The sequence below is a fragment of the Pseudomonas sp. p99-361 genome, assembly GCF_003935475.1.
GTDB lineage: Bacteria > Pseudomonadota > Gammaproteobacteria > Pseudomonadales > Pseudomonadaceae > Aquipseudomonas > Aquipseudomonas juntendi.
The window spans coordinates 105,125-125,900 of the sequence record NZ_RHQO01000002.1; the positions used below are offsets into that span (position 1 = coordinate 105,125).

18 protein-coding genes are annotated in these 20,776 nt (G+C 64.7%); 13 read left to right on the forward strand and 5 right to left on the reverse strand.

Annotated elements, in window-relative coordinates:
• The first annotated feature begins 302 nt into the window (after nt 1–302).
• The 13 genes from EGJ22_RS01790 to ureG all read left to right on the forward strand — a co-directional run bounded on the left by EGJ22_RS01790 (nt 303) and on the right by ureG (nt 14,067).
• The gene (locus EGJ22_RS01790; RefSeq protein WP_029884811.1) at nt 303–1,691 is read left to right on the forward strand and encodes a hypothetical protein; all 1,389 of its coding nucleotides are present in this window, start codon (nt 303–305) and stop codon (nt 1,689–1,691) included.
• Nucleotides 1,691–3,052 (forward strand): aminotransferase class I/II-fold pyridoxal phosphate-dependent enzyme, encoded by a 1,362-nt coding sequence (locus EGJ22_RS01795; RefSeq protein WP_029884812.1) that lies wholly within the window; start codon nt 1,691–1,693, stop codon nt 3,050–3,052. The genes EGJ22_RS01790 and EGJ22_RS01795 overlap by 1 nt, the downstream gene beginning before the upstream one ends.
• A gap of 125 nt (nt 3,053–3,177) precedes the next feature.
• Complete coding sequence (locus tag EGJ22_RS01800) at nt 3,178–4,827, forward strand: VRR-NUC domain-containing protein (RefSeq protein ID WP_029884813.1); 1,650 nt, start codon at nt 3,178–3,180, stop codon at nt 4,825–4,827.
• Nucleotides 4,824–7,091, forward strand: a complete 2,268-nt coding sequence (locus tag EGJ22_RS01805) for an ATP-dependent DNA helicase (RefSeq protein WP_029884814.1) — start codon at nt 4,824–4,826, stop codon at nt 7,089–7,091. Before EGJ22_RS01800 ends, EGJ22_RS01805 begins: the two co-directional genes overlap by 4 nt.
• Before the next feature lie 242 nt (nt 7,092–7,333).
• Nucleotides 7,334–8,248, forward strand: coding sequence for a tyrosine recombinase XerC (gene xerC / locus EGJ22_RS01810; RefSeq protein ID WP_029884815.1), 915 nt, complete (start codon nt 7,334–7,336; stop codon nt 8,246–8,248).
• A 255-nt stretch (nt 8,249–8,503) separates the two neighbouring features.
• Nucleotides 8,504–9,337, forward strand: a complete 834-nt coding sequence (locus tag EGJ22_RS01815; protein ID WP_009685464.1) for an urease accessory protein UreD — start codon at nt 8,504–8,506, stop codon at nt 9,335–9,337.
• A gap of 9 nt (nt 9,338–9,346) precedes the next feature.
• Nucleotides 9,347–9,649: an urease subunit gamma gene (locus tag EGJ22_RS01820; protein WP_009685463.1), complete on the forward strand. Its 303-nt coding sequence runs from the start codon at nt 9,347–9,349 to the stop codon at nt 9,647–9,649.
• Between the two features lie 19 nt (nt 9,650–9,668).
• On the forward strand, nt 9,669–9,986 hold the full coding sequence (locus EGJ22_RS01825; protein ID WP_009685462.1) for an urease subunit beta: 318 nt from the start codon (nt 9,669–9,671) through the stop codon (nt 9,984–9,986).
• Nucleotides 9,983–11,686 carry an urease subunit alpha gene (gene ureC, locus EGJ22_RS01830; RefSeq protein ID WP_009685461.1) on the forward strand — a complete coding sequence of 568 codons (1,704 nt, stop codon included), beginning with the start codon at nt 9,983–9,985 and terminating at the stop codon, nt 11,684–11,686. Before EGJ22_RS01825 ends, ureC begins: the two co-directional genes overlap by 4 nt.
• Before the next feature lie 10 nt (nt 11,687–11,696).
• A complete protein-coding gene (gene ureE / locus EGJ22_RS01835; protein ID WP_029884816.1) occupies nt 11,697–12,194 on the forward strand; it encodes an urease accessory protein UreE in 498 nt (165 codons plus the stop codon).
• Between the two features lie 18 nt (nt 12,195–12,212).
• Nucleotides 12,213–12,758 carry a HupE/UreJ family protein gene (locus EGJ22_RS01840; protein ID WP_029884817.1) on the forward strand — a complete coding sequence of 182 codons (546 nt, stop codon included), beginning with the start codon at nt 12,213–12,215 and terminating at the stop codon, nt 12,756–12,758.
• The gene (locus EGJ22_RS01845) at nt 12,758–13,432 is read left to right on the forward strand and encodes an urease accessory protein UreF (protein WP_029884818.1); all 675 of its coding nucleotides are present in this window, start codon (nt 12,758–12,760) and stop codon (nt 13,430–13,432) included. Before EGJ22_RS01840 ends, EGJ22_RS01845 begins: the two co-directional genes overlap by 1 nt.
• A gap of 11 nt (nt 13,433–13,443) precedes the next feature.
• Nucleotides 13,444–14,067 (forward strand): urease accessory protein UreG, encoded by a 624-nt coding sequence (gene ureG, locus EGJ22_RS01850; RefSeq protein WP_009685457.1) that lies wholly within the window; start codon nt 13,444–13,446, stop codon nt 14,065–14,067.
• A gap of 54 nt (nt 14,068–14,121) precedes the next feature.
• Here the strand turns inward: ureG and EGJ22_RS01855 are convergent, their stop codons facing one another.
• From EGJ22_RS01855 to EGJ22_RS01875, 5 genes are all read right to left on the reverse strand, one after another.
• Entirely contained in the window at nt 14,122–16,323 is a 2,202-nt protein-coding gene (locus EGJ22_RS01855) for an LTA synthase family protein (RefSeq protein ID WP_029884819.1), read from the reverse strand.
• Nucleotides 16,324–16,459: 136 nt separating this feature from the next.
• A complete protein-coding gene (locus EGJ22_RS01860; RefSeq protein ID WP_029884820.1) occupies nt 16,460–17,740 on the reverse strand; it encodes a hypothetical protein in 1,281 nt (426 codons plus the stop codon).
• Nucleotides 17,741–17,786: 46 nt separating this feature from the next.
• On the reverse strand, nt 17,787–18,539 hold the full coding sequence (locus EGJ22_RS01865) for a hypothetical protein (protein ID WP_029884821.1): 753 nt from the start codon (nt 18,537–18,539) through the stop codon (nt 17,787–17,789).
• A 45-nt stretch (nt 18,540–18,584) separates the two neighbouring features.
• The gene (locus tag EGJ22_RS01870; protein ID WP_009685453.1) at nt 18,585–19,265 is read right to left on the reverse strand and encodes a C39 family peptidase; all 681 of its coding nucleotides are present in this window, start codon (nt 19,263–19,265) and stop codon (nt 18,585–18,587) included.
• Nucleotides 19,266–19,326: 61 nt separating this feature from the next.
• Nucleotides 19,327–20,775: a hypothetical protein gene (locus tag EGJ22_RS01875; RefSeq protein ID WP_029884822.1), complete on the reverse strand. Its 1,449-nt coding sequence runs from the start codon at nt 20,773–20,775 to the stop codon at nt 19,327–19,329.
• Between the last annotated feature and the right edge of the window lies 1 nt (nt 20,776).

Consider the following 20,776-nt stretch of genomic DNA (forward strand, 5'->3'; position numbering starts at 1 on the left):
GAGGGTCAAGGTGAATTTGGCGCTTTGCTGAATGGTTTTTTTACCGTGATCTGTATCTTCAATTCGCTTCGCATCACTCGATAATGGCGCAATGATACTTTGTGCAAGGAGTAAGGGATGCGTACGGCTAGGCCTGAATCAGAGCATTGCAGGGGTGAATTCTTCTCCATGGCCTGGCGACAGTGAAGGCTCACGTCACTTTATTCAATTGTAGGAAGTTTCTTCTGTAAAAGCCTGGCGCAGTGTAAGCCTGAACAACTTGCTTGGGCGTGCGCCGGCGATTTGAAGTGGTGAGGTGATCCGTGACTGCTATTCACGACCAGGCAATGCATTATATCTACCAGCAAGTACTCGAACGCTTGCTCGCCCATATGTCACAGGCGCAACGGGCCTCCTTGCAGTTGTTGATACAACGTTTATTGGTAGCCGCAGGCGGGCCTGAATATATCGGCACCTTTCGCCTGCAGGTATTGCAAGGCAGTGACCGCCAGGGTGCGCGGCTGCTGGCGATGTTGCGTGCTGCGCAGCTGAGCATCGCCATGCGTGCACCGGTTACTTTTCAACTGCGCGTGCTGGTGGTGAGCTTGCCGGTGGCCGGCAGCCCTACGCTGCAAGGGCTCGATCAAGGCTTCAGTGCGCTGTTCATGCAGGATGACCCGCGGGTGCAACTGCAAATGATCGAGGGGCGCGAAGTGGTGCCGTTCAGTTGCCGCCCCCGTGTGGCGTCCGAGCGCTGGTTGCCGACCAGGGAAGCGCTGCTGATGTTTGGCCACCTGATCGATGCCAGGCCAGAAGCGTTGCTGGGTAGCCGCCTGCACCTGGAACTGGCGGCGGCTGTAAGCTTCGCGCTGCAGGCTCAGGCGCCCGCCGACGCAATGGTCACCGCCTTGCCCGCAGGGCAGCGCCGCCGCTACCTGGCGTGGGCGCTGCGTAGCCAGCGCCTGGCGGGGCAACGTGGCCCTTACCTGGCGCACCATTGCCTGTCGACGCTGGCCGAGGGCCTGGCGCGCTTGCAAGGGGCCACGGGGCTGGCGCCCGGCAACCCGGCGGATCAGCCTGCGGGGGCCGCGCTCAAGGGGGGGCCGGTGCGGTTGATAGCCATTGATGACCTGCTGCCGCCGTTGCTGGGCGGGCAGCAGTTGGATGCCATGCTGGGCTGGCACTTCGCGGCGGCCGAGACGGCCTGCTCGCCGTTGGCCGCGTTCGTCGACCCATTGGCCTTGGCCCAGTTGCAGGAACTGCGGGCCCGCAGCCTGGAGCCTCAAGCCACCCGGCCGCCCTTGAGGCTGGCGGGGGCGCCGGGCGACAGCAAGCCTGTCGACGAACCTGTGCTGCAGTTTGGCAAGGCCTATGGCCTCAGCCAGGCCCAACTGGAATGCCTGCTCTGCAAGCCGTTCGCCAGGCAGGGCAAGAACCTCGAGCGTTTTCTGCGCGCTCGCCATGCCGACATGCTGGTGGCGTTGCCTTACCTGCACCGGGCCATGCAAGGCAAACCTTGCCCCGCGGCGGTCAAAGCCTGGCTGGTGAACACCAGTGGGCTATCACTGGCGCAACTGCGGGCAGTCTACGGCGGTAAGATGCCGCTACCTGCGTGGCGCCTGCTCAGTGCGTTGGCGCGCCGCGACGCGCACTTGCGGCTGTTACCGCGCCACGCCGCTGAACGGCGGCACAGCCCCGCGAGGCAACCTTGATGGCGCGAACAGCGGCCGGCGAGTTCGCTTATCGGCGGGTCTACCGCTACCTGGAAGCGTTGATTGGCCAGGCGACGGCTGGTGGTCCGAACCGGCTGCCGTCCTTGCGTGAGCTGTCGCGGCGGCTGCGGGTATCGCTGGCAACGGTGCAGAGCGCTTACAGCCTGCTGGAGGAGGAGGGCCGCGTGCACTGCCTGCCACGCTCCGGCTATTACGTTCGCCTGGCTGACCTGCCGCAAGGTGGCATGCCGCGGCAGGCGCCCCTGCCCGCACAACCGTTGCTGGAGCGCGCCTTGTTCACCCACGAGCGGCGCCTGGCCCGCCAGCGCGAGCGCGGCGCTGGCCCTTGGGAAGTGCAGGGCAGTGCGCGCCTGCGTGACGCGCTGGCGGAGCGTTACACCCGTTGCTCGCGCCAGTACTGGCGGGCCGATGACGTTCAGTTGGCCCCGGATGTGCCGGCGTTGCTGGAAACGCTGCTTGCAGCGCTGGCCCTGCAAAGGGGCACCACGGTGCTGGTACAGTCGCCCTGTTGCGGGCACGTGCTGCGTGCTTTGGCGCGCGCTGGCATGCGGGTGTTGGAGGTGCCACCCGATTCACGTGGCAACCCGGACCTGCAGGCCGTGGCCAGGCTGTTGGGCTGCGAGCCGGTCCGCCTGCTGGTGATGCCGTCCTGCCTTGGCCTGCCGCAAGGGCGGCTGGTCTCCCTGCATTACCAGCAGCAGCTTGGCCTGCTGTTGAGCCAGCACAGCGTGTGGCTACTGGAGAACGACCTGGACAGCGAGCTTTGCTACAGCGGCCCACCCGCGACCCGCCTGCGCGATTGGGTCGATCCGCGCAGGTTGATGATCATGGGGGCGTTCGAGGCTGCAGTAGGGCCCGAAGCGCCGTATGCCTACGTACTGAGCGTGGATACCGCCCTGGCCAAGGCGTTCTGCGAGCGGGCGTTCCGCCTTGCGCCGCTGCGGCTGCTGGCGCTGGCCCACCTGTTGGCCAAGGGCGATATCGAAGCGCAACTGGTGGCGTTGCGCAGCAACCTGCAGCAGCGCACGCAAAACCTCGCCTGTGCGCTGACCGCGCAGTTTGCCCAGCGGGTGGTGCTGGAGCCCCCGCAAGGCGGGCGCATGCTGTGGGTGCGCTTCGAGCAGCCGCTGGCCTGGGATGCCATTGCCACGGCCTTGGCAGGTTGCGCATTGCATGCATTGCCGGGGGAACAGTTCAGCTTGCACGGCCGCTACCGGCAGCACCTGGCGCTGATGTGGCTGGGCGACTGCCCAGGCGACCTGCAACAAGCCGTGCAGCGCCTGGCCCAGGCCCTGGAACTTCGTCGCAGGCGGGTGCGGCGGTTCCCCGCTGAATCATAGGGCACTGCATGCCCAAGGGTGCGTTGGCGGCCGTTCTTGCAGGGGCGAGCTGACCCACGGCACTTGCCAGGCCCCTGGGTCTGTATGTATAACCAGTGCCTTGTTCCCGCTACCTGACCCAGCCCGTGATTGCCCACTCCGTCGACGACCCGTTCTATTACCTGCACAACTTCCGCCAGGTACTGCTGTGGGTCGAACAGCGCTACCAGGACCTGCTCGATGAACAGGAACTGGCGTTCATCCATGCCTTCGGCCAACTGAGCGCGCCAGCCCAGGCCTTGATGGTGCGCATGGTGATGCGCAAGGGCGAACTGTTTCGCAGCGACCGCCTCGTCTATGAGGAAATAGGCGACACCGAACTCGCCCTGCAGCCACTCAAGGCCCTTGGCTGGGTCCGCGAGCCCGAGCAACTGCACTTGGAGCAACTGTTCGCCTTGCTGCGCAAAGACGAACTGGCGTGCTGTTTCGCCGCCCAATTGAGCCGCCCGCGTGCCGCCAAGCATGACTTGCTGGCCCAGCTGCAGCCGCTGCAACTGGCCGCCCGGTCTTTGGCCGAGTGGTACCCGGGCAGTGAGTTGCGCATCTTGCAGTGGTGCCTGCAACCGCTCTGCGACCGCATGCGGCTGCTGTTCTTCGGCAACCTCTACCAGGACTGGTCAGAGTTCGTGCTTGCCGACCTGGGGCTGCTGCGCTACGAGCAGGTGCCCTTCAGCGCCGATTCGCGTGCCCTGCAGCAACGCGCCGATATCGACCTGGCCATGGTGCTGCATGAGTGTGCCGAGCGCCTGGAGCAGGGCGAACACCCTCAGTCGGTAATCACGGCAATACAGCACCTGCACTGCGACAACCCTTGGCTGGCCCGGCGCCGTGCGCGGTTGCAGTTCGCCCTGGGCCAGCAATGCGAGCGCCTGGGTGACTGGGACCAGGCCATGGCGGTTTATGCGCAGTGCAGCCATGTCCAGGCGCGTATTCGCCAGGTGCGGGTGCTGGAGCGCAGCGAACGTTGGCCGCAGGCCCATGCCCTGGCGTTGCAACTGGCAGCGGCACCGGCCAATGCACTGGAGGTCCAGGCGCTGGAGCGTATGTTGCCACGCCTGGCGCGCAAGCTCGGTGGCCCGCCACAGCGCCGCCAGCGCGTGGCGCCGCTGGCACTGATCGAACTGGAATTGCCCCGTGAGCACGCCGCGCTAGGCGTTGAAGAGGCCGTGCGCCAGCACCTGGCCGCCGAGGGCGGGCAAGCCCATTATGTGGAGAACACGCTGTTCAACAGCCTGTTTGGCCTGCTGTGCTGGGAGGCGATCTTCGCCCCTGTGCCTGGCGCGTTCTTCAACCCGTTCCAGGCCGCGCCGCAGGACCTGCACGACAGCGACTTCCAGCAGCGCCGTAGTGCCCTGTTCGAGCAATGCCTGGCGCGGCTCGACGATGGTAGCCACCACCAGGCGATCCTGGATTGCTATGCAGCCAAACACGGGCTGCAGTCACCGTTCGTGTTCTGGTCGATGCTCAGCGAGGCGCTGCTGCAGCAGGCCCTGGCCTGCCTGCCGGCTGCGCAGTTGAAGCACTGCTTCGTGCGCCTGCTGCAGGACATTCGCAGCAACCGTGCGGGCATGCCCGACCTTATCCAGTTCTGGCCCGAGCAGGGGCGTTATCGCATGGTCGAGGTCAAAGGCCCCGGTGACCGCCTGCAGGACAACCAGTTGCGCTGGCTGGCGTTCTGCCAGGAGCACGGCCTGCCCGTCGCGGTCTGCCATGTGCGCTGGAGTGACGCCGCTTGAGCTATAGCGTGGCGGTGCGTGCCTTGTGCGAGTTCAGTGCCAAGGTCGGCGACCTCGACCTGCGCTTCACGCCGTCGCCCACCGCCCAGGAGGGCATCGAGGGCCACCAGCGGGTAGTGGCCCGGCGTGCGGCCGGCTACGAGTCGGAAATTACCCTGGAGGGCCAGTTCGAAGGCCTTCGGGTGCGGGGGCGTGCTGACGGTTACGACCCTGCCTGCAACCGGCTGGAAGAGATCAAGACCCACCGTGGCGACCTGGTCCGGCAACCGGCCAACCACCGCCAACTGCACTGGGCGCAGGCCAAGGTCTACGGCTGGCTGATGTGCCAGGCCCGGCAACTGGCGAGCATCGAGGTGGCTTTGGTGTACCTGGACGTCGACAGCGATAGTCAGACCCTGTTCAGTGAGCACTGCACGGCCGCTGAGTTGCAGGCATTCTTCCAGGTTCAGTGCCAGCGCTTTCTGGGCTGGGCCCAGTTCCAGCAGCAGCGCCTTTCCGAACGTGATCACGGCCTTCAGGCGCTGCGCTTTCCCTACCCAGCGTTCCGCCAAGGCCAACGGCAACTGGCAGAAACCCTGTACAAGGCGGTGAGCACTGGCCGTTGCCTGATGGCCCAGGCCAGCACCGGCATCGGCAAGACCCTGGGCACCTTGTTTCCGTTGCTCAAAGCCATGGTGCCCCAGCAACTGGACAAACTGTTCTTCCTCACGGCCAAGACCCCGGGCCGGGCGCTGGCCCTGGATGCCATGCGGCAGATCACCACGGGCGATAATCAGCCCGGGCTACGCACCCTGGAACTGATCGCTCGCGACAAAGCCTGCGAGTACCCGGACAAAGCCTGCCATGGCGAGTCCTGCCCGCTGGCGGCCGGCTTCTACGACCGCTTGCCGGCCGCGCGCACGGCCGCTGCGGCCGTGCCGATGCTGGACCGTACCCAGCTGCGCGAAGTGGCCTTGGCGCATCAGGTGTGCCCGTACTACCTGGGCCAGGAGATGGCCCGCTGGGCCGACGTTCTGGTTGCCGATTACAACTATTACTTCGACGCCCACGCCTTGCTGTTCGGGCTGACACAGCTCAACCAGTGGCGGGTCGCGGTTCTGGTCGACGAGGCTCACAACCTGGTCGAGCGCGGGCGGGGCATGTACAGCGCCAGCCTCGATCAGGGGCAGTTGCTGGCGTTGCGCCAAAGCAAACCCCATGGGCTGGGCAGTGCGCTGGACCGCCTGAACCGCCAGTGGAACGCCCTGTACAAAGAGCAACGGGCACCGTACCAGGCCAGCGAAGCGCTGCCGCATGACCTGTTGCGCGCCCTGCAGCAGTGTATCGGGCTGATCCAGGAGCAGATGAACCAGGCGCCCACGCACATCGACCCGCAGGTGCTGCAGTTCTTCTACCAGGCCTTGCAGTTCAGCCGGGTAGCCGAACTGTTCGACGAGCATTTCCTGTTCGATATCAGCCAGCGCCAAGGGCAGCGCAAGCGCCGGCTGGCGACCTTGTGCCTGCGCAATGTCACCCCGGCACGGCTGCTGGCACCGCGCATGCGCGCGGCGCGCAGTGTCACCCTGTTCTCTGCCACGCTGAGCCCGCGGCAGTTCTACAGCGACCTGCTGGGCATGCCGGCCGATACGGCGTGGCTGGAAGTGGCAGCGCCGTTTCGTGCCGAACAACTGCAGGTGCGCATTGCCAGCCAGGTGTCTACCCGGTACCAGCAGCGCCAGGCTTCGCTGGCACCGATCGTAGAGTTGATTGCCCGGCAGTATGAGCGCCAGCCGGGTAATTACCTGGCGTTCTTCAGCAGTTTCGAGTACCTGCAGCAGGTCGCCGGGCTGCTGGCCGAGCGCTACGCGCAGATCCCATTGTGGGCCCAGGCCCCGGGCATGGACGAAGCGGCGCGGCAGGCGTTCCTCGACCGCTTTGTCGCCGACGGCCAAGGCATCGGCTTTGCCGTGCTGGGTGGTGCGTTCGGTGAAGGGGTGGACTTGCCGGGCACCCGCCTGATCGGCGCCTTCGTCGCCACGCTCGGGCTGCCCCAGGTCAACCCGGTCAACGAGCAGTTCAAGCAGCGCCTGGGTCGGCAATTTGGCGCGGGTTTCGATTATGCCTATCTCTACCCCGGGGTGCGCAAAGTGATCCAGGCAGCGGGGAGGGTGATCCGGGGGGACCAGGACCGTGGCGTACTGGTATTGATCGATGAGCGTTTCGCCGAGCCGAGGGTGCAGCAGATGTTCCCGGGCTGGTGGCCGCAAGGCGAGCAGTGTACCTGACCGCTGCGTTGAGCACCTGGCACTGCGCAGGCAGGCCCAAGGTCGTTCAGGGGGCTCGATTGGGGTAAGATCACCTTCCATGCCTGATGCAAAGTCCTTGTATATCAATGTGATGGCACTGTCTTGGGCCAGAATGGCCCGACCGTTAGTTTGTCATGCAGACTCGCCGGCATGCCGTTTTGATCTGCTCCAGCGTCGGCCCGCTGTGCTGCCGGCCAACGCCCCGCTACAGGATTCACGTTTTGTCCGACCTCTCGAAAAATCCGCTGCTGCAGTACATGGCCCGCCTGGCCCCATCCAGCCAGCAAACCATGCGCTACATCCTTCAGGACGCCGCCGACCGCTTGGGGTTCGTCGACTGCAATATCGTCGACGTTCCCTGGCATCGGCTCGAGCCCGGCCATGTGATCGCTCTGGTGGCCGCCCTGCGGGCCGATGGTTACGCGCCCAACAGCTCTTCGCTGTACGTCAACGCCATCCGTGGGGTGATGAACGAGGCCTGGCGCCAGGGCCTGATCGACCACGAGCAGTTGCTACGCATCCGCGAGGTCAAGCCGGCAACCGGCACCCGCCTGCCGCCCGGGCGCAACCTGCGGCGTAGCCTGATTCGCGAACTGATGGACGTGTGCGCTGCCGACCCGCGGCCGCAAGGGGTGCGCGACGCGGCGATCATTGCCTTGCTGTATGGCACAGGCATGCGCAAGTCGGAATCGGTCGACATCGACCTTGCCCAGGTTGACTTCGCCGCGCGCAGCCTGCAAGTGGTGGGCAAGGGCAACCACCAGTTGATCAAGTACGCGCCGCCCTGGGCGTTCGAGAAGCTGCAGGCGTGGCTCGACCTGCGTCGCCAGGCCCTGCCGGCCGGTGCCGAAGATGACCCGTTCCTGTTCAACCGCATCCGCCGCGGCAACCACATCACCCGGGCGCGTATCACCAAGCATGCCATCTACTACATCGCCCGCCAGCGCGGCGCGCAGGTGGGGGTCAAGATCATGCCGCACGACTTCCGCCGCGCTTTCATCACCCGGGTGATCGAGGAGCACGACCTGTCGATTGCACAGAAGCTGGCACACCATGCCAACATCCAGACCACGGCCGTCTACGACCGGCGTGACGACAACGAACGCCGCCGTGCGGTAGACCGTTTCGACTACTGAGCGCCGACCAGCGTAGGCTTCGCCAGCACCGAAACAGGGCCTGGGTACGCCCCTGCTTTGTGCGGCTCCCGCGGCGGTGCCCGATGGCGGAGCGAGCGGTAAAAATAATTCATCTGCCTTCACCTGCGGAGTTGGCCCGCAACCTGCTATATCCAGCCTGCGAATTTGATCGAGTGGTCAGGCCGTGCGCACTAACCGGCGCCCGCCGCTGACCCTCTTACCGGCCAGCAGGCCACGAATTTCAGGGGCCGCAGGATGTCGCTCGCGGAGCAGATCGAACACCACCAAGACGATGCAGGCTGGAGCGCCCACCTGCAATTGCGCTTTGTCCAGCGTGCGGGCACGACCCGCCTTGGTGCATGGAAACATTTCGGACCTCTTTTGGTGCAGCGCCCGTTCTATCCGGAAGGTGCACCCTGCCATGTGTATGTACTGCACCCGCCGGGTGGCATCGTTGCCGGCGATCGTCTGGAGCTCGACATTCAGCTGGAAGCTGGCAGCCACGCCCTGCTGACCATGCCCGGTGCCAGCAAGTTTTACCGCAGCATCGGCCCGACCGCACGGCTGACCCAGCGCTTCCACCTGGCCGCTGGCAGCACCCTGGAATGGTTGCCCCAAGACAGCATTTTCTTCTCCGGTGCCCGTGCCCGGCTCGCCAGCCACTTCACCCTTGAGCCCGGCGCCCGGTTGCTGGCCTGGGAAACGCTGTGCCTGGGCCGCCCGGTGATGCTCGAACGGTTCGACCAGGGTGCACTCGACAGCCTGTTGCACATCACCCTGGCCGGCGAAACGGGCCTGCATGAGCGCCTGCGTATCGAAGGCGGCCAGCTGGGCAAGCTCGGTGGCCACCCACTGCTAGCCACCTTCTGTGCCGCGCCGGCCGATCAGGCATTGCTGGAGCAGGTAAGGCCCATGCTCGATGAGCTGGGCACCCCTGCCGGCGCGACGCTGCTCGGTTCGCTGCTGGTGATCCGCCTGCTCGACCATGACAACCAACAATTGCAACGCACCCTGCAACGCCTGTGGCATGTGCTGCGCCCGGCCGTTCTCGGCCTGCCTGCCTGCCCGCCACGTATCTGGGCCACCTGAGAGAGCGCCATGGAGCTGACCCCAAGAGAGAAAGACAAATTGCTGCTGTTCACTGCCGCCTTGTTGGCAGAACGGCGCCTGGCCCGTGGCCTGAAACTCAACTACCCGGAGGCCGTAGCGCTGATCAGCGCCGCCGTGCTGGAAGGGGCCCGTGATGGGCGCACCGTCGCTGAGCTGATGAGCATGGGCCGCGAGGTGTTGAGCCGTGACCAGGTCATGCCTGGCATCGCCGAGATGCTTCACGACGTACAGGTCGAAGCGACCTTTCCGGATGGCACCAAGTTGGTGACCGTGCATGACCCGATCGTCTGAACCTGCCGAGGAACGCCGCATGATCCCAGGTGAAATCCAGGTCGCCGCTGGCGACATCGAATTGAACAGTGGCCGCGCCACGGTCAGTGTCAGCGTAGCCAACCATGGCGACCGCCCGGTGCAGGTCGGCTCGCATTACCACTTCTACGAAGTCAACGAGGCGCTGGTGTTCGAGCGCGGGCCAACCCTGGGCTTTCGCCTGGATATCCCGGCCGGCACTGCCGTGCGCTTCGAGCCGGGCCAGGCCCGTACGGTGCAACTGGTGGCCTACGCTGGCAAGCGCGAAGTCTACGGCTTTCAGGGCAAGGTCATGGGCGCACTGGAGGGCAGGGCATGAGCCGAATTTCCCGCCAAGCCTATGCCGACATGTTCGGTCCTACCGTGGGTGACCGTGTGCGCTTGGCCGACACGGCATTGTGGGTCGAAGTAGAGAAGGACTACACCGTTTACGGCGAAGAAGTGAAGTTCGGCGGCGGCAAGGTCATCCGCGATGGCATGGGGCAGGGCCAGATGCTGGCCGCCGAGGCCATGGACCTGGTGTTGACCAACGCGTTGATCATCGACCACTGGGGTATCGTCAAGGCCGATATCGGCATCAAGCACGGGCGTATTGCCGTGATCGGCAAGGCCGGCAACCCCGACGTGCAACCAGGCGTCAACATACCCGTAGGGCCAGGGACCGAAGTGATCGCCGCCGAGGGCAAGATCGTCACTGCCGGGGGGGTCGACTCGCACATCCATTTCATCTGCCCGCAGCAGGTGGACGAGGCGCTCAACAGCGGTGTAACCACCTTCATCGGTGGCGGCACTGGCCCGGCTACCGGAACCAACGCCACCACCTGCACCCCGGGCCCGTGGTACCTGGCGCGCATGCTGCAGGCTGCCGACAGCCTGCCGATCAACATCGGTTTGCTGGGCAAGGGCAACGCCTCGCGCCCTGAAGCGTTGCGCGAGCAGATCGCTGCCGGGGCGGTCGGGCTCAAGCTGCACGAGGACTGGGGCTCGACACCGGCGGCCATCGACTGTTGCCTGGGCGTAGCCGAAGAAATGGATATCCAGGTGGCGATCCATACCGACACACTCAACGAATCGGGCTGTATCGAAGACACGCTGGCGGCGATCGGTGACCGCACCATCCACACCTTCCACACCGAAGGTGCCGGTGGCGGCCATGCCCCCGACATCATCCGTGCGGCCGGGCAGGCAAACGTGCTGCCGTCCTCGACCAACCCGACACTGCCGTACACCATCAACACGGTGGACGAGCACCTGGACATGCTCATGGTCTGCCACCACCTGGACCCAAGCATTGCCGAGGACGTGGCGTTTGCCGAGTCGCGCATCCGCCGTGAGACCATCGCTGCCGAGGACATCCTCCACGACATGGGCGCTTTCGCCATGACCTCGTCCGACTCCCAGGCCATGGGCCGGGTGGGCGAGGTGGTGCTGCGCACCTGGCAGGTGGCGCACCAGATGAAGCTGCGCCGTGGCCCACTGGCACCGGATACCCACTACAGCGACAACTTCCGGGTCAAGCGCTACATCGCCAAATACACCATCAACCCGGCGCTCACCCATGGCATCGGCCACGAGGTGGGCTCGGTCGAAGTGGGCAAGCTGGCAGACCTGGTGCTGTGGTCGCCGGCATTTTTCGCGGTCAAGCCCGCCTTGGTACTGAAGGGCGGCATGATCGTCACCGCGCCCATGGGCGATATCAACGGGTCCATCCCTACGCCCCAGCCGGTGCATTACCGCCCGATGTTCGGCGCGTTGGGCGCAGCCCGCCATGCCACGCGCATGACCTTCCTGCCCAAGGCCGCCATGGACCGTGGCCTGGTCGAGCAATTGAACCTGCGCAGCCTGATCGGCGTGGTGGACGGGTGCCGCCGGGTGCGCAAGCCGGACATGGTCCACAACACCCTGCAACCGCTGATCGAGGTCGACGCGCAAACCTACCAGGTGCGTGCCGATGGCGAGCTGCTGGTCTGCGAACCGGCCAGTGAACTGCCGCTGGCCCAGCGCTATTTCCTGTTCTGAAGGAGCACCGATGATTGTCTTGACCCAGCGGATTACCGAACCCGGCGCACGTGCTGTCACGGGTACCGTCACCCTCGATGTGGACAGCCGCATCAAGAGCCGCCTGCGGGTGACGCTGGACGATGGTCGCGAAGCCGGCCTGATGCTGGAGCGTGGCCACCTGCTGCGTGGCGGCGAGCTGTTGGCTGATGCCGAGGGCACCCAGCTGATCCGCGTGCTGGCAGCGCCCGAGGCGGTGTCCACCGTGCGCTGTGCCGACCCGCACCTGCTGGCGCGCGCGGCCTACCACCTGGGCAACCGCCATGTCCCGCTGCAGATCGAGCCCGGCCTGTTGCGCTTCCAGCACGACCATGTGCTGGACGAGATGCTGCGTGGCCTGGGCCTGACTGTCGAGGCCGAGCAGGCCCCGTTCGAGCCCGAAGCGGGCGCTTACCAAAGTGCGCCACACAGCCACAGCCACGCTCACGGCCACGATCACCCGTTCGTGCGCTTGCCTGCCCATTCCTGAACTGCCCTGGAGCAACCGATGAAAAAGACTTTCGCCCTGTTTCTGCTGATGCTGGCCGTGCCGGCTTTCGCCCACCCCGGGCATGACAGCAACCCCTTGCATGACGGCCTTCTGCACCCGCTGACCGGGCTCGACCACCTGCTGATGCTGCTGGGCACCGGCGTACTGGCGGCGCTGACCCGGCGCAACCTGACCTTGCCACTGGCGACCCTGGCCGCGATGTTCGGCGGGGCGGTATGTGGGCATCTGTTCGGGGACGTGCTGGGCATGGAAACGCTGATCGCTGTGTCGCTGCTGGTGGCCGCGGGTGCCGTGCTGCTGCCTGGCCGGCAACAGCTGCTGGCCTTGGCGATGCCGGTGTTCGCGCTGTTCCATGGCTGGGCGCATGGCGTCGAGGCCACGCCAAGCGCGTTCTGGCAGTTCAGCGCCGGCTTTGTCACGGTCAGCGGGCTGTTGCTGGCCGCCGGCTTTGCGGTCGGTTGCCTGCTGCGCCGCCATGCTGGCCTGCAAAAAGCTTTCGGCGGTGGCCTGCTGGCCGGCGCCGTGCTGGTACTGGCCGGCTGATGAACAGCGATCTGGCGTTGCTGCGCCTGCTGCAACTGGCCAGCCCAGGCCTGCCGGTAGGTGGCTTCACCTATTCACAGGGCCTGGAGTGGGCCGTGGAGGCGGGCTGGGTAAGGGATGTGCACGGGTTCACTGCGTGGCAGCGTGAGCAGTTGCACGACACCCTGGTCGGCCTGGACTGGCCGGTGCTCGCCCGCTTGTACCAGGCCTGCCAGGCCGAGGATGCGCAGACCTTCGCTCATTGGAGCCGCTTTTTGCTGGCCAACCGTGAAACCGCCGAGTTGCGCCTGGAAGAACAGCAGCGCGGGGCGGCCCTGGCACGGCTACTCGACGGCTGGCAGCTGGGCCAGGCGCCGGCGTGGCGTACCAGCCTCGAGCTGACCCAGTTGGGCGGCATGGCCTGGTTGGCTGTGCACTGGGCCATCCCCTTGCGCCAACTGGCCCTGGGGCATGGCTTTGCCTGGCTGGAGGGCGCGGTCATGGCCGGCGTCAAGTTGGTGCCGTTCGGCCAGCAGGCGGCCCAGACCCTGCTGCGTGACCTGGCCACCGATTTGCCCGCAGCCATCGACCAGGCCCTGACCCTGGGCGACGACCAGCTCGGCGGTGGCCTGCCGTTGCTGGCCATTGCCTCATCGCGTCACGAAACCCAATACACCCGTTTGTTCCGTTCCTGAGGACTGCCTGCATGCATAGCTATCAACAACCCCTGCGCGTCGGTGTCGGCGGCCCGGTCGGCTCCGGCAAGACCGCACTGCTCGAAGCCCTGTGCAAAGCCATGCGCGATCACTACCAGATTGCCGTGGTCACCAACGACATCTACACCAAGGAAGACCAGCGCATCCTCACCGAAGCCGGCGCGCTGGAGCCGGAGCGCATCGTCGGGGTGGAAACCGGCGGCTGCCCGCACACGGCGATTCGCGAAGACGCCTCCATGAACCTGGCGGCGGTCGAGGCGCTGGCGCGCAAGTTCGGCAACCTCGAAGTCATTTTCGTGGAAAGTGGCGGTGACAACCTCAGCGCCACATTCAGCCCGGAGCTGGCCGACCTGACCATCTACGTGATCGACGTAGCCGAGGGCGAGAAGATTCCGCGCAAGGGTGGCCCGGGCATCACCAAGTCCGACTTCCTGGTGATCAACAAGACCGACCTGGCACCGTATGTGGGGGCTTCGCTGGAGGTGATGGAGCGCGATACCCAGCGCATGCGCCCACAGCGCCCATGGACCTTCAGCAACCTGAAGAAAGGTGAGGGGCTGCAGGCAGTGATCGATTTCATTGTCGAACGCGGAATGCTGGGTGTGCGCGGTTAAACCGCCGCGCACACCGGCGTAGGCGGTGCCACGCACCGCAGAGCTGTCGCCTGTTCAGCCAGAATGGGCGATAGGCTCGTCACCCAGTTCCTCGGCTGCCTCTTCATCGCCAGGAAGCGCGGTTATCACGCTGAAGTCGCTGACTTCCACCTGCCCGCCGCCATAACCCAGCAAGTGGAAGGAAAACGCCTTGCGATCGGTCGGGTTGTCAAAGCGGAAGTCCATCTCCAGTGGCTGATCGGTGGTGACTTGCACCTCGGCAGGCAGACCCAGCGGTACGTCCTGTTCCAGTTGCTTGGCCTTGAGCTGGATATAGGCCACGTGCCTTGGGTCCAGCGAGCGGACCTTGATGCGTACCCGGGTACGCGAGCCCCCTGGCATTTCCAGGTACTGGGCACCGATCAGGTTGTCGGCCCAATCATCCTGAATGTGCTTGCGCAGCCTGATCGGCGCAGGGCCGCCAAACTGGTAGCGCAGGTTCAGCGGCGTCTGCAGCAGCGACTGGTCGAGCACGCCGGCCAGGGCACCGATCTGCTGCCCGAGCAGGTTATCACCGCTGCCAAGGTAGCGGGCCTGCCCGGCGATGAAGCCCTCACTGGCGTAACGCCGGCACCGTTGTTGAAAATCGCACTCGGTAAACACCCCTTGGCCGTTGTGGTAGCGCAGCATGCCGTTGGTGTAGGCGATCATTTCGCGGCCGGTGTCGTAGTCGCGGTACAGCGAGCGACCGCCCAGGGCCATGGGGATCGGCAGCGAGAAGTAGTCGAGCAGTGAAGCGGCAAGGTCGATGTGGCCATAAGTCCCTTGCTTGAGCCGTGGCAATTGGGCCTGCTCCGGGGCCAGGGTCAGGTTGAAGCCCCAGGAGGACGCCAGGCGCACACCGTCGATACCATGCGACTCGTCGGAGGTCAGCACCACCAGCGTGTCCTTGAGTACCCCCTGGCGTTCGAGGCTGTCGAGGAACGCCGCAACCGCGTCGTCCAGGTAGGCCACTGCCGCCTGTTTCGGCGTGTCGAACCGTTCGAGGTACTCCGCCGGCGCGGAATAGGGCTGGTGGGTACCGACGGTCAGCAACGTAAGCATCCAGGGTTTGTCCTGCTGCTGCAAATGGCCCACGTAGCTCAATGCGCCCTCGAAGAACGCGCGGTCGTCCTTGCCCCAGGGGAAGTCCAGGTAGTTCTTGTTGGCAAACCACTCCAGGCCATGTACAGCCTCGAAACCGACATGCGGCATGATGCGGTCCTTGGCCATGAAGCGCAGGCCCGCACCTTGGAGGTAATGGGTGGTGAACCCGGCCTGGCGCAACTGCGCCGGCAGGCAGGCCTGGTTACGTTCGTTCTGGGTCAGCAGCTCAACCCCCTTGGGGGTGCCGTTGGCCAGCTTGTCGTAGTCGCCACACAGCATGGCGTACAGCCCACGAATGGTCTGGTGGGTGTGCAGTACGTAGTCCGGGGTATTCATGCCGCGCTCGGCCCACCTGCTGAGCTTGGGCATGAGCTCTTCGTCGAAGGGGCTGTTCAACGCCTGACGGTTGGGCCGCAGGTAAGCGCCGGGGATGCCTTCCAGGGTGATCACCAGCAAATTGCGCGCACGGCCCGGGCCGTCCAGCAGGCGTTGCCCGTGCAGGTCGGATTGCGTCAGGCCGGTGCTGGGCAGGGGGGTGAAGGGCATGGAAGTGCCCAGCCACTCATCGGCCTGGCGCTGTACCTGGCCCACCCCGGCAGACAGCAACTGATGGCCCAGGTTGTATTGCCGCCATTGGTCGGCATCGGAAGGGGCCAGTTGCTGGCTGCCCCAGTGGGCGCCGAACAGCACGACCGGGATGGCCCAGGCCTTGCGCGGCAGCGCCCGGCCGCGCTGTGCACGGCTGCGCCAGGCGAGAACCAGCCAGGCCAGCAGGCCGCCGCCCATCAGCCAGGGCAGCCAGGCATGGGCCAGGCCGCCGCCGGTGGAGTTTTCCATGAACTGCGGGTCGGCCAGGTAGGCCAGGTCGGCGCTGGTGGGCAAGCGGCCCACCGCGCTGACCAGTTCGGCCGAGGCGACCCACAGGGCCGCCCAGGCCAGCAACACCGGCAGCGCCAGCCACCACGGGCGGCGCTGCAGCAGTAACAGCAGCAGGCTGCCAAGGGCGAGGTCTGACAGGTAGCCCAGTGGGTTGGACCAACCCAGCATGGCGCGCGCACCCAGTGGGATCACCAACAGCAGGCCTGCCAGAGCGGCAAGCCGGGCCTGTGGGTGGTCGGACAGGTTCTTCACAAAAACTTCCTTTTTGCCATTGAATCGTCATGAAACTGTGCTGAATGATAACAGGCGGGCGGGCGGGAAGGCGGGCGCTACAAGGGTGGTTACCAAAAGCCGGGCCCGTAGTCGCGGGCCCGGCGGATGGCGAGGTTCAGAAGTAGTAGGGGAATTTCAGGCTGAAGGAAAAGTCCGGGGCGTCGTCGGTGAGTCCAATGGACAAGTTGGGCACGATGGTCAGGTTGTTGCTGGCGGCGAAGGTCAGGCCGATGTTGAAGTTGGCGGCGTTGTAGTCACTGTTGGAAATCGACTGCCAGTCACCGCCATCCGGTTTGATCTTGCTCTTGCGGGCAAACTGGTCCGACACCGAGAACGACATGCTCATCTTCTCGTTGAGCGCGAACGCGATGCCCCCGCCGATTTGCCAGGAGTCGCCAAGCTTGACGTCGCCCGGCACCTTGCTGTTGACCTGCGGGCTGATGTCGCTGAACGAGTCCTGCATGTTGTAGGTGTAGGACAGGCTGCCGAACAGCACGGCCGGGTCAAAGGTCTTGACCAGCGAGATGCCTGGGGTGATCGACCACACGCCGTTGCCCGTCGGCAGGCTGTCCGGTACCGCCAGGTTGTTGTTGCCGTCCACCTCGCGCAGCTTGATGCCATAGGGGTCCTTGCCGGTCGGCGCCTTGACCCGCAGGGTGGCCACGGCATCTGGCCAGGTTTCGTCTTCGTCGAGGAACTTGTAGGCCACGCCAACGTTGATATCGCCGATTTCCGGGTCACGCGTGACGGTGGCATCGGAGGTGGCCGCGCCCGAGCCGCCAGCACCGCCGGACGAGTAGGTGGATTCGCGGTACACCACCGGCACGTTGATGTCGAACTGCCAACGTTGCGCCAGGTTGTAGCGCGCGGTCATGTCCAAGGTCCAGTTGTCGGCCTTGATGCGGTCGAGGTTGATGCTGCCCAGGAAAATCGAGTCCAGCGCCAGGAACCCGTTGAGGGTCAGTGCACGGGTGTCGTAGTGGGTATAGGTCAGGCCGGTCTCGAAGCTGAACTTGCCGCCACCGAAGAAGCCGCTGGCCTCGTCATACAGGTTGGACACGCTCTGCGCCGGCTCCGAGTCGGCAGCCAGGGCCTGGCCATAGGAACTGCCGGTGGTGCCAGGGGCGCCGGACGCTACCGTCTGGCCACCCTTCACGCCTTCGGCAGGCGACTTGACCAGGCGTTTGGGTGGGGCCGCCGCCGGGGCTTCTTCAACCTGGCGCACGCGTTGTTCCAGCACCATCAACGCTTGCTGCTGGGCCTCATACCGGCGCTTGAGTTCGGTCAGTTCCTGCTTCAGTGCCTCGACCTGCGGGTCGGCAGCGGCATACAGCAATGTGGCCGGAGCCAGGGTAGTCAGACAAACAAAAGCCTTGAGCGTAAAAGATCGGTGCATGGAGTTGCCGTCCCTTCCAACTACTTTTGATGAGACTGAGCGTAGATCAGTATCCGAAAGTGCGAAGGCCTTTGAGCTGATCGAGGCTGCCATTGAGCGAAGCCGCTGTCGGCACGCTCTCGCGCATGACCACATTGAGGGAGGTGACATTGCTGACCAGGTTGCCGTTGCCCAGCAGCGTGGTGTTCTGCATCAGGCCGCCCTGGGCCAGGCGTTGCATGCTGCTGCCCTGGTTGTTGCTGGCGTTGATGTTCAGCTGCACGCCCACGCCGCTGGCCGATACGCTCAGCGAACCGGCGCCGTTTTCTGCGTTCAGGGTCTGGCCTGCGGCCAGCGCCTGGCCCTGCTGTTGCACCACCGGTGCCTGGTTGGCCTTGGTGACGTTGATGTCGACGTTGTTGTATGCGCCGTTGTTATCACCGGCGGCGCGCACTACCTGGGTGACGCCCTCGCTGGTGGCCAGCCCGGCACCGCCGGTCACGCTGCCGGTCCCGGACGCAGCGGCCGCCCCAGCCGCGCTGCCGGTGCCTTTTTCATTGATCGTCGACACGTAGAATTGTGGCTTGATTGTCGACGCTTGCACCTGCAGGCTGCTGCTGGCGCCAATCACGTCGCCTTTGGCATTTTGCCAGGTGCTGCTCATGACGATGCCGAAGCTCACGATGCGCCCCGGCATCACGTAGCGACCACGCAAAGTTGCCAGTTCCTGGTCCTTCAGTTCGATGGGTTTGAACGTTTCTGCATGAACCGGCAGGCTGGCAGCCAGGCAGGCCAATGCCAGCAGGAAGGGGTTGTTCATGGCGGGCTCCCGGGAGCGTCATGCTCCTTATCATTGGACGTATCGTTAGAAGAAGTCGCTTTTGATGAAGCCAAAGTCCAGCAGCTCTGCGTCCTGCACCGGGGTGAAGTTGTTCACTCGACCCTTGGCGGTCAGCGGCAGAGGCGGGTCGAGCAAGACATTGTTCTTGTCATAACCCTGGCCGATCACGGCGAAGATGATGCCGTTCCAGCCCTTGAGGAAGTCGTCTACCTTGTAGCGCCTGTGGCCCAGCACTGGGTCACCGACATACACCCAGCCCTTGTCGACTTTCTGCATGACCACGAAGTGCTTGTAGCCACGCACATCCATCAACACCACCACCGGAATGCGCACGCTGTGCAGGGTATCGGGCGCTACACGGTAGCCGCGGGCACGCATGCCCAGGCTTTCCACGTAGCGCTTCATGTCGAGCATCGAAAAGCCCTGGGTGCGCACCAGGTCCTGGTCGGCGTGGGCCAGCATGCCTTCGATGATCTGGTGTTCGTCCACATCCAGCCAGTAGGCCTGGCGCAGGATGGTCGCCAGGGCAGCAGCACCGCAGCTGAAGTCGGTTTTCTGTTGCACCAGGTCGGCGAACTTGCGCTCGCGCACGCTTTGCAGGGGTTTGAACACCACGGCGCCGCCCGGCAATACCGCCAGCGGCATTTGTGCAGCTTCGCTCACGCTGGCCAGGCACAGTAAAAACGCCAAGGCGATAATGCGCATGATCGGATGCCTTCTTGTTCTGTTGAAGAAAGGCCCCCCGAAGGGGGCCTTGATTGCAGCGTTAGAACGAGGTGTTGGAGATGGCCAGCGAGTTGCTCTGCTGGTTGCCTACACCGGCGGCCACGTTCACGCCCAGGTTGCCGCTGCCACCGTTGACCGAACCGCTAAGGGTTGCAGTGTTGGTAACAGGGTTGGCCCAGCCGGTCGGGGTCAGCACTTGGAAGGACACGGTATTGCTCAAGTCGTAAGCACTGCTTTCGCTGTAGCTCTTGGCGACGTCGTTGGAGGACTGATGCGATTGCTCGCCAGACTTGGAGAAGTCAGAGGCGGAAGCGTTTTCGTACGAGGACTCATGAGACTTGGTGTACGAAGAATCGCGCGACTTGTCGTAGGAGGACTGGTGCGACTTGTCGTAGTTCGAGTCGAATGCCTTCTCGAAGGACGAGTCATAGGCACTTTCGTGCGACTTGTCGATCGAGGCGTTCAGCGAGGCGTTCAGCGAACCATCGAAGCTGCTGGTGCGCGAGCGTTCGCGGCGGCCGTCGTCGGTGGTGACCGTGCGGGTCGCGTCGGCTGCTGCAGCCAGGCTGGCGTTCAGGCTGGCACTGCTGGACGAGCTGTTGGAACCGCTGGCCGAACCGTTCATGCCCCAGCTGTTGGAACCGCTGGCGCTGGCACTGTTGGAGCCACTGGCGTTGGCGCTGCTCGAACCGCTGGAGTTCCAGCCGCTGGAGCCGCTGTTGCTGGCGCTTTGCGAGCCGGCCACGCTGAAGCTCGACGACGCGCTGCGGTCATCGCTCGAGTTGAAGGTGCCGTCACGCGAGCTCGAGCCGCTGGCCGAAGTGGTGAAGGTCAGCGTGTCTACCCGGTAGGTGCGGTCGGCGCTGTTGTTCACCGTCAGGCCTGGGCCGGACTGGTTGGCGGAGGCGGTCGCCGTGGCGTTGCCCAATGGGGCGCCGGTGTTGGCGATGGCCATGGTGTTTTTCTGCTGGTTGAGGTCGCCACCGGCCACGTTGATGCCGATGTTGCCTTCAGCCCCGCTGGCCGAGCCGCTCATCAGCGCCGACGATTGCGTCGAGTAGTTGTCTACCCGGTTGCTGCGGCTGGTTTGCACCACGTCGGCCGTGGCGTTGGCCATGCCGAACACGAAGCTGTTGTCCAGGCTCGATTCGGAGCCGGCGTTGGCGATGGCTGCAGCGTTGTCCTGCTGGTTGCCGTTACCGGCCGCGACGTTGATGCCGACGTTGCCGCTGGAGCCGGTGCCCGAGTCGCTCATCTCGGCTTCGTTGATGGTGCCTTGGTTGGTGATGCGGTTGTTGGTACTGGTTTGAGTGTCCCAGGCATTGGCGGTTGCATACACCGGGATCTTGGTGGCAGGAGGCGTGTGCTGGCCATTGTTGTTGCCATTATGGTAGTCACCGCGCCGGTCGTTTTGCCCAGCTTGTACAGCAACAGCCATGACCGCAGCAATTGCGAAAACCAGAGGCTTGATTGCCATCGAGGGTTTCATG